We start from the raw sequence: 16,502 nt of genomic DNA, 5'->3' as shown, positions 1-16,502 counted from the left end.
GTATGATGTTATCTGAATATATTTCCTATTTGTAAGCCAAATACCCAAGGGCATTCGCCTACAAAAAAGGCATAGAGATTATTTATCCTATTCTTGTCAAGTGTTCCCTATTTTCAAACTAGTACGACTTAAGCATTCGCCCAACCAAATTATCAAATTTTGGTTTGGGACATTCGAGCTTGGCTTTTCAAGCGTTTTTCAGTAATGTTGAGGCTAAATGCTTAACAAAACTATTGAAGAAAAATACTTAAAACAAGCCTGAAACTAGTTGTTTTTGTGAATGTACATCCTCACAAGTGTGTACGGTGCTTAAGACGTAGATAGCCCTCAATAGTTGGATAAATACTACTTGCAAGCAACTTAAAAGCAGATTTTTCATCAAAAAGTTCTAATTTTCCGACGTGATATAAGGTATGCCGAAATATGATGCTTTCGGCGTAATTTTCTGCGCTCAAACAGCACTCACAGCAAATTGAGAACTTCATTTACCGCAAAAATCGATTCAGGTAGGAAAAAGTTATGTCAAATATCATTGGAACCAACGCAAACGATACCCTAAATGGTAGTAGCGACGCCGACACAATTAATGGCAAAGCTGGGAATGATGTCATTAATGGTCAGGGAGGCAAAGATACCTTAACAGGTGGGGGCGGCAAGGATAGATTTTTTTACGATAGCAGTACTGATGAGACTGATATTATTACTGATTTCGGTGGTGTAGGTAAAGGAACAAACCCAACAGCAGCAGTCATTGCTGAAGTTGATACCATCCAATTTAATGGGGAAGGGTTGACTGCACGAAATATGCTACTCACCCAAAATGGCACAAACTTAGAAATTACCTTTGAAAGGAGAGTTTTTGGGCCAGTTACTAAAAAAGTCATCTTGCAAAACTTCAAACTAGAAGATTTGGATAACTTGAGAGCTTCTGGTAGTAGGCCAGCTATTGGCAATATTATCTTTGATGGGCAAACTACCATTACCGATAGCTTTAATGTTCTAGATGCTAATTCTACCGATACGAGCATCGGCATCAAGAACACAGTCACCTTTCTCAATGACCTAGACAACAACATTACAGGTTTAGATAACTCAGATGATGTCATCAATGGTCAGGGGGGTAATGACAAAATCGATGGCTTAAGTGGCAACGACTTGCTGCGTGGTGGTGCGGGGAATGATACTCTCATTGGCGGTCTGGGAAATGACACCCTCGTTGAGGTTAGTGGCAATAACTCCCTTGTTGGTGGTGCTGGTGACGATAGCTTGAGAGTTGACTCTTCAACAGGTGATAACATCCTCTACGGTGGTGCTGGTAAAGATACATTGAGCGCTCAGGGTTCACAAGGTAATAACTTACTTTTTGGTGGCGATGGGAATGATATTGTTGACGCCTCTTACCTAAGTAGTGACTACGGATACGGCTATATTGCAACCTCAGGCAATAACACCCTCTACGGTGGCGCTGGTGACGATACATTGCTTGCTCTGACTCCAAAAGGCAATAGATTCCTGTCTGGGGACGATGGCAATGATTTGCTCTCTGTCTCTGGGGTTGATGGTTATAGAGCGTACTATAGTTTTAGCTCCTCAGGTGATAATACCCTCAACGGTGGTACTGGGAATGATACATTGCTTGCTGAGTATTCAACAGGCAAGAACATACTTTCTGGTGGCGATGGCAATGATTTACTCTCCGTCTCTGGCTACGTCATCGGAACCAGTGGTGGAGATTATTACGCTCCCACCTCAGGTAATAACACTCTCAACGGTGGTGCGGGTAATGATACATTGCGTGCTGAGTATTCAACAGGCAAGAACATACTCTCTGGTGGCGATGGCAATGATTCCTTTTATCTAAATACTTTTTCCTCGGGTAATTTAGTAACTCAAGCAGTAGATGGAGGAAAAGATGACGATTTGTTGTCTGTCGATGGCAGCATTGCTAGCCAAGGAATTACTTCAACATACAATGCCACTGCTAATACTGGAGTCATTACAGCAGGTAAGTATCAAGTTAACTACAAAAATATCGAACGATTAAATATCTTAGGTACACAGTACAATGACAACATTTTGGGGAGCAATGGCAACGATACATTCTCCACAGGCAATGGTGGCAAAGATACGATAGATGGGGGTAAGGGTGACGATGTAGTGTTTATTGACTACAGTAGTGCTACAGAAAAAATCACAACAACATTCAATGCCACTACTAATACTGGCTCAATTACCGCAGGTACTTATCAGGTTAGCTACAAGAATATCGAACGATTAAACATCTTAGGTACAGCCTACGATGACAAGATTGTGGGCAACAATGGCAATGATACGCTCTCAACAGGCTATAGTGGCAAAGACACGATAGATGGCGGTCAAGGTGACGATGTGCTGTCCGTCGATTACACCAGTAATACAACAGGTATTGCAACGACATACAATGCCACTACTAACACTGGAGTAATTACGGCAGACAGTAATCGGGTTAGTTACAAGAATATCGAACGATTAAATATCTCAGGTACAGTCTTCGATGACTATATTGTAGGAAACGATCGCAACGATACGCTCTTTGGGGGTTATGACGGTAATGATACGATTATTGGCGGTGCAGGTAATGATGTCCTAAAAGGTGGGAAGGGTAACGACACCTTAACTGGTGGTTCCGGCAATGATAAATTTGTTTACGACTTGTTAGAGAGCGGCTATGAAATCGGTACTGATATAATCACAGATTTTGGTGCATCCTTAGACACTTTGCAATTTATAGATAACAGTAGCTTCCCTCTATTCAATGCTCAAAATCTCCAATTAACTCAAAACACTAGCAATTTAGAAATCACCTTTGAAGATTTATTTAATAACAGTACTGGCAAAGTCATTCTCCAAAATTTCCAACTAGAAAACCTTGATAGTGAGAATATTTTGTTTACTGGGCAAACCGTCATCAGCAAGAGTATTGATGTGTTTGATGCTAATTCCACTCAAACTAGCCTGTTGAACAGGAATACTGTTACCTTCCTCAATGACCTCAACAACAACATTACGGGTTTTGACAACTCCAATGATGTGGTGAATGGTCAGGGGGGTGACGATATCATCAACGGCTTAAGTGGTAACGATCTTTTGAGAGGTAATGCTGGAAATGATACTCTCATTGGCGGTGCGGGAAATGATACTCTCATTGGCGGTGCGGGAAACAATAGCCTTGATGGTGGTGTTGGTGACGATGTATTGAGTGCTAGAGGTTCAACAGGCAATAATACTCTCAATGGAAGTGCAGGTAACGATACATTGACTGCTGTGGCTTCAACAGGCAAGAACCTGCTCTTTGGCGGCGATGGCAATGATTCTCTAGACATCTCTGGCGTTTACTACACCAACGGTGACTACTCCTCCGACTCTCGCTCTTTAGGCAATAACACCCTCAATGGAGGTATAGGTGACGATAGCTTGAGTGCTAGCGGTTCAAAAGGCAATAATCTGCTCTTTGGCGGCGATGGCAATGATTATCTAGATATCTTTGGCGGCTACTCCAGCCAATCTTACTCCACCTCCGACTATCGCACTTTAGGCAATAACACTCTCGATGGAGGTGTAGGTGACGATACATTGAAAGCTGGCGGTTCAAAAGGTAATAACCTGCTTATTGGGGGCGATGGCAATGATTATCTTGACCTTACTGGCGACTACAACTACTACGCCTCCTATGACTACTCCGACTCTCGTCCCTCTGGTAATAATACCCTCAATGGAGGTGCTGGTGACGATAATTTGAGCGTTAGCAGTTCAACAGGCGATAATCTCCTCTCTGGGGGCGATGGCAATGATTCCTTCGATATAATCACTAATTCCGTAGATACTGAGCTACCTGATTTAGTGATTCAAACAGTAGATGGAGGTAATGGTGATGATTCGTTGTTGACTATTTACAACTTTACTGCCGGGGGAATTACTTCGACATTCAATGCTACTACTAACACTGGCTCAATTACAGTGGGTATGTATCAGGTTAACTACAATAATATCGAACAATTAAATATCTCAGGTACGGACAATAATGACTCGATTGTTGGGAGCAATGGCAATGATACCCTTAATGGTGGAAACGGTAATGATAGCCTTTTTGGAGGAGCTGGTATCGATACCTTTGGTTTCTATAATTACAATGGGGGTGTTGACACTATTTATGACTTCAACGCTACTAATGAACTAATCCAGGTATATGGTTTTAATTTTGGTGGCGGCTTATCAACAGGCTCACTTCAGGCGAGTCAGTTTACCATTGGAACATCTGCAACCACAAGTAGTCAGCGATTTATTTATAACTCGACTACAGGTGCATTGTTCTTTGACTCTGATGGTAGTGCAGGTGCGTTCACTCAAGTACAATTTGCACAACTATCTACAGGCTTATCATTAACCAACAACAATTTTGTGGTTGTTTAAAGGTAGTAATCGTTGAGTTTTCGTGTGCTGGATTTGACCGCAGACCTAGTGTTAGCAGCTGGACAGGTCTAAAATTCAATCTATTGAAGGTGGCGATCGCTGACAACAGAAACATTGGATGATTTGTATGGCTAAACCAGTAGGCGAAAAAGTTTCCAAACAAATGCAAGGTTTAGTATGGAAATGCGGCAACCGATATAGAGCATAAAGTCAACAAATGGCTGCATTCCCGATTTAATCAAAAGTTTTGATAACAAGGTAATGGGATGGTAGGGTTTATCGTTGTAGATTCTAATAGCTTGGCAGCAGTGTTAACAGCTACCTCATCACCGGAAGCTATGATTACACCATTGCAGCCATCCCATTTACCATTAAGCATTAGGGCACAATTGAGTCAAATAGTAAAACAGAGTCTTTGTCCCGTTTTAACCAATTATTCCAAACAATCGAGATAATATTTTTCATTTCTATAAGTTTTGGCACTTTCAGACGATTACGACTCTAACTTCCAGATATTAATCAACTCTGCTAGTCACCAGCACAAAAAACTGGGCTTCGTTTTTTGTGCGCTATGAAAGTGACAGAGTGCTGCACAAATGACTACAACACGCTTTGTAGCCTATGTACAGCTCCCAGTCACTTTCATATTTACAATCAGCTTAAGTACAAATGTCTGCAAGAACTAAGTTCTAAACAGCTGAGTCTGAACGTTCTATTTGCTGCCGAATGGTCTCAATAGAAGCATTGATGCCAGCCAGTTTTGACTCTAAATCATCTCGCAGCCAGATCAAGAATTTTAATTTCCGCTCTAAGCTAGTTTTGTGCGAAATGGGTTCGCTTCCATAACAAGGATTACCCCAAAAAGGAAACATAGTTTACCTCTGTATTTAGCTTTTGTAACAGTGCAATATATTGCACCACTACATTCTCACTAATAGCAATCAGACTGGTGTGTGTAACAACCGCCCATTATTGGACGTGCTTAACGAACGCTTGCTAAAAGTTGTCTCTTGGATTGGCAGAGGTATTTGACCATTACGATAAGAAGACTTGATTTTGGATGATTTTCCATGATAATCTACGTGTGCCTCTTAAAATACTGTTTCTCGATAGCCTTATCGCATTTTAAATAGCATATTGTATTTTTTATAAAGTCATAGTTGGCAGAAGTAATTCCAAAACTGTCTTGAGAAAAAACTTATGGTCATTACACAAAGACGTAAACTTGGACGTTCAGGATTAGAAGTATCGCCACTATCTTTTGGTGGCAACGTGTTTGGCTGGACTATTGATGAAAATAGTTCATTTGAGATTTTAGATCACTTTATAGCAGTTGGAGGTAATTTTATTGATACAGCTGATGTTTATTCCAAATGGGTTACTGGGAATCAGGGTGGAGAGTCGGAGACAATTTTAGGAAAATGGCTCAAGCAGCGTGGTCATCGTCACCAAGTGGTGATTGCCACTAAGGTTGGCAATGACATGGGTGTTAAAGGCAAAGGGCTTTCTCGCAAACACATCCAACAAGCTGTTGAAGACTCATTGCAAAGATTACAAACTGATTATATCGATCTATATCAATCGCATATCGACGATGAAAGTACTCCACTTGAAGAAACTCTTGAAACCTACGCAGAATTGATTCCTCAGGGAAAAATACGTGCGATTGGTGCTTCAAATTATAGTGCAGAGCGTTTATTACAGGCATTAGAAATTAGCCGTCAACATGGCTATCCTCGCTACGAAAGCCTTCAGCCCCGTTATAACTTGTATGACCGAGATGGTTATGAGCAGGATTTACAACAAATCTGCCAAGAACAAGAAATTGGTGTGATTAGCTATTCCTCTCTGTGCAGTGGCTTTCTTTCTGGTAAATATCGCTCAGAAAAAGATTTGTCTATTAGTCTCCGTGGTAGTTCTGTAAAAAGATATTTAAACCCTCGTGGTTTACGAATTCTAGAGGCAATTGATCAAGTGGCAAAGGCTTATAATTCTACTCCCACCCAAGTTTCGCTGGCGTGGCTCATAGCTAATCCTACCATTACTGCTCCTATTGTTAGTGCAACTAAGGTTGAGCAACTCAACGATATCATCAAAGCTGTCAATATAAATCTCGACCAAGATGCTATTGACCTTCTCAATCAAGCCAGTTCTTCAAACAACTAGTACGGCTACCTTGTCAGTCAACAGTTAACAGTTATTGGCTAGACTTTACCGAAATAGAAGAATTGTACACTAAGAAATGAGAGCAATGGTCAAAAGCCTTACTATTAAAGACTTTTAGCGTCAAATTCTCAAGGAATTTTTCAATCATCATTGGTCTTAAATACAAAAAATTTCATTCAGATGACAATTGATGAAACTATTGATAGTTAAGGTTTTCAGGTTTTTGAGGTTTTCTTAGCGTACAAATTTCCTGTTTCGGTACAGTCTAGCCTATTAGTGGACTGGCTCTCTAGGGAATTATAACTACAAATCAGGTTAAGGAAGTTTGTAGTGATGAGAATTGTACCCTTTCTATTGATATTAACAACTGGGTTCTTCACTTCGGGAATGCTGTTACCAGCTACAGCTCAGGTGACATCTGATGGGACAACTAACACCCAAGTCAACCAAAGTGGTAATAATTTTAATATTCTTAATGGTATAAATAAAGGTAATAATTTATTTCATAGCTTCAGTAATTTCTCTGTGCCTACGGGTGGTTCAGCAACTTTTGATTTAATTAACACGCCAAATATTACAACTATATTTAGTCGGGTTACTGCTGGAAATGTCTCTAATATTGATGGGTTAATTAGCACGCTTAATAGTAGTAACCCAGTAAGTTTGTTTTTGATGAATCCTGCGGGGATTGTGTTTGGGGCAAATGCCCGCTTGGATATTGGCGGCTCGTTTCTGGGGACAACGGCGAATAGTATTAAGTTTAGTGATGGGACGGAATTTAGTGCAGTGAATCCGACTGCGACACCGTTGTTGACAATAAGTGTGCCGATGGGACTGCAAATGGGACAAACACCAGGAATAATTACTGTCCAAAATACTGGACACCGCTTATTAATTCAGCAGAGTAGTCCGGTGCAGATGGGCACAACTCCCTTGGGCTTGCAAGTGGCTCCCGGTCAAACCCTAGCATTGGTAGGGGGAGATATAGTGTTAGATGGTGGGATTCTCAGCGCTCCATCAGGCCACCTAGAACTTAGTAGCGCCAAAGCCGGAACCGTTAATCTCACCACGACATCCCCTGACTGGAATTTAGACTACAGCACACTAACGCAGTACGGCGATATCCGATTTTCGCGTCAAGCCCTTGCCAACGCCAGTGGTGCGCCATCTGGTTCGATTCACCTCCAAGGCAGAAATATTAGGGTAAATGATGGTTCTGTAGCTTTATTAATCAACGAGGGAAATCAAGTTTCTGGGGATATTACGGTCAATGCCAGTGAGTTCTTGGAAGTGAGTGGGATAGGCACCTATGGATTTGCCCGAAGCATGTTGTTTACCGATACCACCAAAGGTGCTGGTGGCAATCTGGTAATTACTGCACCACAAGTACTAGTCCAAGATGGCGCAGAAGCTTATACCCGTACTTTGGGATCGGGAAGGGCAGGAAATATCTCAGTCGCGGCGGATGGGATTCAGATCGTTGGATTTTCACCTTTGAATATCAGTAATAACAGCGACATCGGTTCCGAAACGGATGGGGCTGGACGGGGTGGTGATGTTCAACTCACGACACAGCAATTGAGCATACAAAGAGGGGGGCAGCTTACGAATGCCACTTTTGGCGCTGGAACAACAGGAAATAGTACGATCAATGCCACTGATTTTATCGAACTCAGTGGATATATTCCCAACCCCTCTGGCACTTCTGGCTTTCTCGGAGCCACCAGCTTTAACCGAGGAAATGTGGGGCAAGTGACCATCAATACATCCACATTGAGGGTGCTGGATTCCGGCTCTCTTTCGACCAACACCTTTGGCCAGGGCAATGCCGGAATCCTGCAAATCAATGCTTCAGAGCAAATTATTGTCAGTGGTAACGCATCGGGAGTGCCAAGTCGGATTGGCTCCGGTGCGCCAAAGCAATCTGCTGCCTTTCTGAAATCAGTTGGACTATCGGGTTTGCCTACAGGCAATTCAGGTGATTTGGTAATTAATACCCCAAGCTTGCAGATTACGGATGGGGGTCTGGTGCGAGTCGCCAACCAAGGGGTTGGGAATGCCGGCAACCTCTACATCAATGCAGACACGATCGCCCTCGATCGCTCTGGCACAATTTCGGCAACCACAAACTCAGGAAAAGGCGGTGGAATTAATCTGCAATCTAATGCCTTAATCTTGCGCCACGGTAGCAATATTATCGCCACGGCTGGAGGCACCGGTAATGGTGGTAATATTACCATCAATTCCCCCATTATCCTGGGTTTAGAAAACAGTGATATCGTCGCCAACGCATTCCAAGGTAAGGGCGGTAACATCAACATCACTACCCAAGGCATATTTGGACTCAAATACAGCAACCAACTGACTCCTGAAAGTGATATTACTGCTAGTTCCGAATTTGGTATTAACGGTACGGTAGATATCAATAATTTTGGAGTTGACTCCAGTTCTGGTTTAGTGGAATTGCCCGTAAACTTAACAGACTCATCACAACAAATTGCTACAGGTTGTTCTAATAATACTGGTAGTAGTTTTGTGGCAACCGGTCGGGGTGGAATACCGCAAAATCCAACGCAGGAAGTGAGGAGCGATCGCACTTGGTCTGATGTGCGTGATATCTCTGCCTACCGCAATACACAGACAGTACAAGCACAAATACCCAAATCTCTAGAGGTGCTTGTGCCAGCCACAGGTTGGCGACGTAATGCTGACGGTAAAATCGAGATATTTGCAGATAAATCTCCTCCTAGAGTGCAACAAGCATTAACCTGTGCTGCGGTGACTCAAAATTAATGGCTAGACTGTACCAAAACGGGAAATTAATTTGGGGACTGATCCAAACTCTAGGCGACGGCGGTGAACGGCTAGACTGTACCGAAACGGGAAATTTGTACGCTAAGAAAACCTCAAAAATTTGAAACCCTTAAATATCAATAGTTTCAGCAAATGTAAACCCAATGAATTTGTTTGTATTTAAGACCAATGATCGTTAAAAAATTCCTTGAAAGTTGAACGCCAAAAATCTTTAATGGCAAGGCTTTTAGCGATTTCTCTGATTTGTTAGCGTACAAAACTCCCAATTTGGAACAGTCTAGCCAATTGTCTCGCCAGCAATAGTCAGCACAAACACCCGACTCTCATCCTGCTCAAATGGGATCGTTATTGGGGATTTTAACGGGAAATAGATCAAAATTGAATTAACGTTCCTTTACCTCATCAGATGCTTAATCAAAGCGATGCCTACGGCTCACGCGATTTGGAATTTCTCTTTAACTAATATAAGGTGGGCATTGCCCACCTTACTGCTGTTGATTATTTTTGCGAGACTATAATGGACGGTAGACGCGATAGTTGATTTCGGGGAAGATATTATCCATTAATTCGACTTTTTCCAGCCAACCACTATCAACTTTACCAACTTTAACGTCTTCATAGAGCTTATTAAACCGCATCAGGTGCGATCGCGTCCGTCTAACTGCATAGGGTACCATCGTTCCCGTCCGCATAATAAAAGCCCAGTCAGAAGATTGTGCTAATAACAATTCTCGTGCTGCTTGGTTCAAGGCTTTCCACCCCAACTCATCCTCTGGCTCCAGGTGAGATATTTCAATCATTCGCTCAGCAGCTTTGTGCAAATGCGGATAAATCCAGGCGTTCGTTTCATTCAACCAATATTCGTGGAAACCCTTGAAACCCCAACTTGATTGCGAAGGACGACAGACTTGCTGAGTTGGCTGATCCCGCAAATAGTCTGCTAAATGGGTCATTGCATAGGTTCCTTGGTCATACCACGACTTGCGGAATAGGTAATCGATGAACCAAGGACCTTCATACCACCAATGTCCAAATAACTCTGCGTCATAAGGCGAAACAATAATTGGCGGACGCTGCATTATATTATACAGATTTTCCGATTGCCGTTCTCGGTTATACATAAAGTTAGCAGCGTGTTCTGCTGCTTTTTCCCTAGCCCAATAGGGATCGTAGAGCGCTTTATCTGACAGCCCTAAACCACGTCCAGTAATTTTATGATACTTAATGCCCGTATTTTTGCGTTGGCCATTGGGCATAATGTAAGGCTTGATGTACTCGTATTCCGCTTCCCAGCCCAAATCTTTGTAAAATTCTCGATATTCTGCCGCCCCAGGATAGCCTACCTCAGAAGACCATACCTGTTGGGAAGATTCATGATCTCGGCCAAAGGCAGCAACGCCAGTTTCAGTAAAAATTGGGGCATAAGTACCAAAGCGCGGACGGGGACGGGCGTAAAGTATGCCATGCCCGTCAGTAAGGAAATAGCGTAACCCAGCATCTGCTAGCATTCGCTCTAAACCTTCATAGTAGGCGCATTCGGGTAACCAAATACCTCTCGGTGCTTGTCCAAAGGTTTGTTCGTAGTGTTCACAGGCTACCTGAATTTGCGCCCACACGGCTTGGGGATACATTTTCATCAACGGTAAATAGCCGTGAGTAGCGCCGCAAGTAATAATTTCCAGATTATTACTGTCTTGGAACTGCTTAAAAGCTGTCACCAAGTCGCCGTTGTAGCGTTCCCATAGCTGACGGGCTTCGTTAAACTCAGCAGCATAATGTTCAGCTAAATAACGAAGATGCCCGTTATTGACATTATGTTTTGCTTCTAGTTCTATAAGTTCTTCTAGCTGGGCTAAATGAGCATCATAGCGTTCTTGCAGCAGCGGATCGCGAAGCATTGACACTAGAGGGGGTGTCATACTCATCGTGATTTTAAAGTCGATACCGTCTCGCTTTAAGCCTTCAAATACTTTCAATAAGGGAATGTAAGTTTCTGTGATGGCTTCATAGAGCCATTCTTCCTCCAGCACGTAATCACTTTCCGGGTGACGAACGAAGGGCAGATGTGCGTGGAGTACAAGCGCGACGTAGCCGATAGCCATAGTGATTTTTGGGGTGATACTTGTAAGTTGAAGGTTGAGAGGTTTGGCTGAAATTAACAATATTTTAAGACTTTATGGGGATCGTAAGAGTAGTTTTCAATATGAGTTAAATACAGTGTTTGTAGGGGTACAGCCAACATTGTTGTGCCTCCACTGCGTGTTTTTACTGTCACGTAAAAACGTAAACTCAGTATTTCCCAAAATTTTGTGATTTGAACATTACACAGATGGTAAGTGTTCAGGGGGCTTACCGAGATAAACAGAAGAGTACAGTACATACTGTTTGCTAAGACTGTATAATAATGAGTTTTTGTTATGTCCTTCTCTTCTAACACGATCTATCGCATAGTTGATGGCGTAAACATTCCTGGCGTATTTCTGCAAGCCTTTATCAACAATGGAGACCACTATTATGTTACTGAAATTAAGGTCTACAAAGACGGCAAAATTGATTGCTGGGGGATGGTTGACTTTGATGGTTTCAAAGAAAAGGTGAGCCTCGGTTGGGTTAGAACTCATCTGCCTGAAGGAGTAAGAGTCTCAATGATGGTGTCTGGTCTTAATTTCACCGCCCATCAAGTGAAGTCAAGAGTTGAGGAACAGGAGTTTGTTAAAGAAGTTGAAGACGAGATCCGACGACTCAATGGGCAGCTAACAACAGGAGAGATTTGCCGACAGGCATTAACACAATATAAGCATGAGCCAAACGAGGCAAATAAGGAGTATTTGCGCCAAGCCTATGATGCTGTTCCTAAACACTGCCGCATATATTTAGGTGATATGGACGACAAAGATTCGGAATATCGCTCAATTCTAAACAGATGGAGCGACTAGGAGGAACCAACATCGGTACAACATTTCGTTGGAACGGCAGGACAGGGGTAATCGGATACGAGGCAGAGGTTATCTCCACTCCTCAACTGTTTCTATACAAAAAAACGCTCAACTCGAACGCCGAAACCTGGTAACAGAGGCGATCTGATTTCGTCATCAACCAACAAAATTGCTATCAGTTTTAATTGGGCTGCTTCTGGGCGATAAACTTCTAGCTGCTGTAATTGCCAATTTGCAATCCAATATTCTTGGACTCCTGTGGATGAGTATAGTTTAGAGATGAAATTCTATTTTCAGAATATTTGTTCAGGGTCAATACCTGCGGCTCGCAAGCGTTCTGCCAATATTGCAGCCCGTTGACGTTCTTGTTCTAGCTCTTGGTTTGTTTGCTGTAACTGTTGATTTGTTTGCTGTAACTGTTGGGTTGTTTCCTGTAATTGTTGGTTTGCTTCGTCTTCAGGTAACATCACCAGCTGTCCATCTGGTGTAAAAAAGCGTAATTTGCCCAAATATACTGCCAAATACAGCCCTAACTGTTGACTCCACAACCAACCCGACTCAGTGGGTATAATGTCTTGATATTGCCCTTCAACTATGTGAAATCCCTGTAATTCTAGGTTATTTGGGTCAAACCAAAAGTAATCAGGGGTGCGGAATGTGTTCTGATATATCTGCTTTTTTAAACCTTTATCAACCGAGGCAGTGGAATCAGATAACATTTCTATAATCACATTGGGATATTTGCCGTTTTCTTGCCACATAACCCAGCTTTTACGGTCTTTTTTTTCGGTATCTAAAACCACAAAAAAATCAGGGCCTCGAAATTCTTCTGACTTTTTTTGGTTAGGACTGAAGTAGATAGTTAGATTACCTGTAGCATAAAAATCTTCGCGATCGCGCCACCACCATTTAATCAAGCGAATGAGTAAATCGATTTGTTCGCGGTGTAAATCAGATTCCAAGGGGGGTTCGTCACTATAGATGTCACCTGGTGGAAAAATTATACTGTCTGTGACATCTTGTAAACTAGGGGTGGCAGCAAGGGGCTGAGACATACAATATAGTTTTCTATTTGTATCTATGCTATCGTGACTGATTCTTCTCTTACTCTTCGCTTTCTTTATACAACTCTTGTAAATCCTGCAACTGAGTCTTGCGCGAAACCCGGCGATATTTTTTACTTTCTAGCTTAGGTTCGTATTGACTCTGCCCTTTGCCTTTACTTTTTAACTTTAAATTAGATTCAGGATCGGCTTGTTGGTGAAGCTGTGTTTGACGAGCGATCGCCGCATCCAAAAATTCTAAATAATGTTCATATCGTTCCCAGTCTCCCCGCACCACACACTCAGGCTCGTCTCGATGCAGACAATCACTAAACCGACAGCTAGCAACTGCCAACCGCTCTCTTGCTTCCGGAAAATAATGGATTAATTCTTCTGGGATACAATCCATATCAGGCTGATTAAAGCCCGGAGTATCCGCTAGTAAACCACCACTAGGTAACTCAAATAGTTCTATATGGCGAGTGGTATGACGACCACGAGCCAGTTTACCAGAAACTTCTCCGACTCGCAGCTTTGCAGAGTCAATTAGCGTATTAATCATGCTGGATTTCCCAACGCCGGAAGGGCCAGCAACTACAGTAATTTTATTGCTTAAATATTTGGCTGCTTGGTCGGTATTTATACCATCTTTAACACTGATAAATATTGGTTGATAACCCCAAGCAAAAAGGCGATCGCTAATTTGTTGTTGTTCTTGCGGTGAAACTAAATCACTTTTATTCAGGCATAAAAGCACATCCAAGCCAGTAGACTCAGCTTTAATCAGAAATCGGCTCAATTGATAAGGTTCCAAAGGGGGATCGGCAACCGCAAATACCAAGAGGATTTGGTTGACATTGGCGATCGCCGGACGATCTAATTCACTTTGGCGGGGTAAAACTTCAGCGATCGCTCCTCGTCCTCCAGCCCAATCTGGCTCTTCTACGACAACGCGATCGCCCACCATCACCTGTTGTCCGATTTTTTTCAGCCGTGTTCGCCGAGTACAAAGCAACAGAGGAGGTGAGCTAGTAGTGGGACAGTGGGGCAGAAAGGTATTTAAATCCAGTTTCTCCTCTGCTCCCCTGCTCCTCTGCTTCCCTGCCTCTTGATCCATCTGTACTCGGTAAAAATTAGCTTGCACAGCCACCACTGTACCTAATAACTGTCCAGTTGCAGCAAAATTTTCCCCTATCATTGGGTAGCAACTGGACGGCGCACTAACAGCGAAAAATAACTAGTGCAGTCTGTAATTTGTTCTACCTGATAACCTGCCATTGTCAAACTATCGGGAACCTGCTCAATCGGTTCTCCTGGGTCTAGCCAGACTTCTAGCAAACCTCCCAGTGGCATTTTCTCTAAACGTAGTTTTGTCCGCACGAAATTAATTGGGCAAGGGGTGCCGCGCAAATCAAGCTGAGCATCGGGAGTTGAAATAGAAGAGGACTTCATTATTTAAACAGATTTCCCAAGAATCCTTCTAAACCGCCTTTGCCAGTGCGATCTCCTTTAATTTTAGCCAGCTTCTCCAAAAGTTCCCTCTCCTCTGGGGTGACCTTGTTGGGAATATCAATTAATATCGTCAGCATGTGATCTCCTCGACTTACAGGATTTCCCAATCTGGGTACGCCGCGATTTTCCAACTTCATCACCGTATTTGGCTGGGTTCCGGCAGGAATGATCAGTTCTACTGGACCATCTACTGTATTGACCTCTAACCGACAACCTAAAATTGCTTGCAAATAGCTAACTTTGATTTCCGAGAGAATATTGATGTTATCTCGTTGGAATTCCTCGTCCTCATTCACGAACAAATAAACGTACAAATCACCAGGAGGACCACTGCGTTGGCCAGCATCTCCTTCATTAGAAATCCGCAAGCGTGTACCATTATCCACCCCAGCTGGAATGGTAATTTTGAGTTTCTTTGTTACCTGATTTGCGCCTTTACCATCACACGCATCACACTTGTCTTCAATTACCATTCCTGTGCCATTACAAGTAGGACAAGTCGAGACTTGGGTGAAACTGCCAAAGGGTGTTCTAGTAACACGGCGCACTTGACCCGATCCTGTACAAGTTGAACAAGTACGCGGCCGGGTTCCTGGCTTAGCACCAGAACCGTTACAAACTTCACAATTTTCTAGATGGGAAATGCGGATTTCTTTTTCACCGCCAAATACTGCTTCTCGAAAATCTAACTTTAGGTCTAGCCGCAGGTCATCGCCTCGCGCGGGTCCGCTACGCCGTCTTTGTTGTTGGGTTGGACCACCCATCCCGCCAGCAAAGCCACTAAAAATGCTTTCAAAGATATCGGCAAAACCGCCCATATCACCAACATCTTGGAAACCTGCACCAGCTCCACTTGACACACCCTCTGGACCAAAGCGATCGTAACGAGCGCGGATTTCTGGTTCTGAGAGGACTTCATAAGCGCGGTTAATTTCTTTAAAGCGCTCCTCCGCTCCCGGTTCTTTGTTCACGTCTGGGTGATACTTCCGGGCTAAACGGCGATAGGCTTGTTTGATTTCTTCTTTGTCGGCGTCACGAGAGACACCCAGGATTTCATAATAGTCGCGGGCCATATAGCAAAGGTAAAAGTTAGAAGGAACAAAGCAGAAGGTGAGCCTGCGCGGTCTTGGGGTTTTCCCCCATAAGCGACTGGCGTTAGCGTAGCGATAGCGAGTCTTCTCCCAAGGGGAAACGCTAAGGGCGAACGAGCGTCACCCGAAGGCCAGTAGAACCTTACGGTTACTTGCTACCCTACGGAAAGGCGTTTTGGCTACAACTCTGGAAGAGCAACACAGTGTCCTTCAGAAGTTGGCTTGCCGGGGGCGAAGGCAGAAGATAAAATTAATTTTTGTTAATAAGTTGATTTTACCCTTTACCTTTTACAAAAATCACCGACTCATCTTGAGCAATAGGTGCTTTCCTCGTAGCAAGACGATAAAAAGCGATAAACAGGGGGATATATCCGAGCGGATTTCTCACTGCCGTGTTGGCTATCTCTTTTACAATTGTGCTACGTAGGAGAGGAAAACCTGCTCATCAACTAGAGGGGCTAGCCGCACCATCAGGTGTGGAAAACCACCCA

General features: G+C 43.1%; 11 protein-coding genes. 4 read left to right on the top strand and 7 right to left on the bottom strand.

All coding sequences use genetic code 11. The features are described from left to right. The first annotated feature begins 519 nt into the window (after nt 1–519). Complete coding sequence (locus ACFG4S_RS10630; protein ID WP_392534760.1) at nt 520–4,449, top strand: beta strand repeat-containing protein; 3,930 nt, start codon at nt 520–522, stop codon at nt 4,447–4,449. Between the two features lie 689 nt (nt 4,450–5,138). Here ACFG4S_RS10630 and ACFG4S_RS10625 read toward each other — a convergent pair. Then, nucleotides 5,139–5,321 carry a hypothetical protein gene (locus ACFG4S_RS10625; RefSeq protein WP_392534759.1) on the bottom strand — a complete coding sequence of 61 codons (183 nt, stop codon included), beginning with the start codon at nt 5,319–5,321 and terminating at the stop codon, nt 5,139–5,141. A gap of 328 nt (nt 5,322–5,649) precedes the next feature. Here ACFG4S_RS10625 and ACFG4S_RS10620 point away from each other — a divergent pair, with 328 nt between their 5' ends. Beyond that, a complete protein-coding gene (locus tag ACFG4S_RS10620; protein ID WP_392534758.1) occupies nt 5,650–6,615 on the top strand; it encodes an aldo/keto reductase in 966 nt (321 codons plus the stop codon). Between the two features lie 333 nt (nt 6,616–6,948). Beyond that, nucleotides 6,949–9,408: a filamentous hemagglutinin N-terminal domain-containing protein gene (locus ACFG4S_RS10615; protein WP_392534757.1), complete on the top strand. Its 2,460-nt coding sequence runs from the start codon at nt 6,949–6,951 to the stop codon at nt 9,406–9,408. A 533-nt stretch (nt 9,409–9,941) separates the two neighbouring features. On the opposite strand, the gene ACFG4S_RS10610 is transcribed toward ACFG4S_RS10615, so the two are convergent. Then, nucleotides 9,942–11,531, bottom strand: coding sequence for a glycoside hydrolase family 57 protein (locus ACFG4S_RS10610; protein ID WP_392534756.1), 1,590 nt, complete (start codon nt 11,529–11,531; stop codon nt 9,942–9,944). A gap of 315 nt (nt 11,532–11,846) precedes the next feature. On the opposite strand from ACFG4S_RS10610, the gene ACFG4S_RS10605 reads away from it, so the two are divergent. Continuing rightward, a complete protein-coding gene (locus ACFG4S_RS10605; protein WP_392534755.1) occupies nt 11,847–12,365 on the top strand; it encodes a hypothetical protein in 519 nt (172 codons plus the stop codon). Between the two features lie 92 nt (nt 12,366–12,457). On the opposite strand, the gene ACFG4S_RS10600 is transcribed toward ACFG4S_RS10605, so the two are convergent. Genes ACFG4S_RS10600 through dnaJ form a run of 5 tightly spaced genes read right to left on the bottom strand, consistent with a single transcriptional unit; the run spans nt 12,458 to nt 15,993 of the window. Further along, complete coding sequence (locus tag ACFG4S_RS10600) at nt 12,458–12,604, bottom strand: hypothetical protein (RefSeq protein WP_392535957.1); 147 nt, start codon at nt 12,602–12,604, stop codon at nt 12,458–12,460. 54 nt (nt 12,605–12,658) lie between these two features. Then, a complete protein-coding gene (locus ACFG4S_RS10595) occupies nt 12,659–13,420 on the bottom strand; it encodes a Uma2 family endonuclease (RefSeq protein ID WP_392534754.1) in 762 nt (253 codons plus the stop codon). A gap of 49 nt (nt 13,421–13,469) precedes the next feature. Beyond that, complete coding sequence (gene rsgA / locus ACFG4S_RS10590; RefSeq protein ID WP_392534753.1) at nt 13,470–14,606, bottom strand: small ribosomal subunit biogenesis GTPase RsgA; 1,137 nt, start codon at nt 14,604–14,606, stop codon at nt 13,470–13,472. Then, entirely contained in the window at nt 14,603–14,860 is a 258-nt protein-coding gene (locus ACFG4S_RS10585) for a sulfurtransferase TusA family protein (protein WP_392534752.1), read from the bottom strand. The genes rsgA and ACFG4S_RS10585 overlap by 4 nt, the downstream gene beginning before the upstream one ends. Next, nucleotides 14,860–15,993: a molecular chaperone DnaJ gene (gene dnaJ, locus ACFG4S_RS10580; protein ID WP_392534751.1), complete on the bottom strand. Its 1,134-nt coding sequence runs from the start codon at nt 15,991–15,993 to the stop codon at nt 14,860–14,862. The genes ACFG4S_RS10585 and dnaJ overlap by 1 nt, the downstream gene beginning before the upstream one ends. Nucleotides 15,994–16,502: the final 509 nt, after the last annotated feature.

This window comes from Nostoc sp. C117, assembly GCF_043099735.1.
Classification (GTDB): Bacteria; Cyanobacteriota; Cyanobacteriia; order Cyanobacteriales; family Nostocaceae; genus Nostoc.
Note: the sequence above shows the minus strand (reverse complement) of the source record. Positions and strands in the feature narration are given on the sequence as shown.

What these genes read in the sequence shown, in the direction of transcription:
- ACFG4S_RS10630 (WP_392534760.1), top strand. Translation starts at nt 520, where the DNA reads ATGTCAAATATCATTGGAACCAACGCAAACGATACCCTAAATGGTAGT.
- ACFG4S_RS10625 (WP_392534759.1), bottom strand. Translation starts at nt 5,321, where the DNA reads ATGTTTCCTTTTTGGGGTAATCCTTGTTATGGAAGCGAACCCATTTCG.
- ACFG4S_RS10620 (WP_392534758.1), top strand. Translation starts at nt 5,650, where the DNA reads ATGGTCATTACACAAAGACGTAAACTTGGACGTTCAGGATTAGAAGTA.
- ACFG4S_RS10615 (WP_392534757.1), top strand. Translation starts at nt 6,949, where the DNA reads ATGAGAATTGTACCCTTTCTATTGATATTAACAACTGGGTTCTTCACT.
- ACFG4S_RS10610 (WP_392534756.1), bottom strand. Translation starts at nt 11,531, where the DNA reads ATGGCTATCGGCTACGTCGCGCTTGTACTCCACGCACATCTGCCCTTC.
- ACFG4S_RS10605 (WP_392534755.1), top strand. Translation starts at nt 11,847, where the DNA reads ATGTCCTTCTCTTCTAACACGATCTATCGCATAGTTGATGGCGTAAAC.
- ACFG4S_RS10595 (WP_392534754.1), bottom strand. Translation starts at nt 13,420, where the DNA reads ATGTCTCAGCCCCTTGCTGCCACCCCTAGTTTACAAGATGTCACAGAC.
- rsgA (WP_392534753.1), bottom strand. Translation starts at nt 14,606, where the DNA reads ATGATAGGGGAAAATTTTGCTGCAACTGGACAGTTATTAGGTACAGTG.
- ACFG4S_RS10585 (WP_392534752.1), bottom strand. Translation starts at nt 14,860, where the DNA reads ATGAAGTCCTCTTCTATTTCAACTCCCGATGCTCAGCTTGATTTGCGC.
- dnaJ (WP_392534751.1), bottom strand. Translation starts at nt 15,993, where the DNA reads ATGGCCCGCGACTATTATGAAATCCTGGGTGTCTCTCGTGACGCCGAC.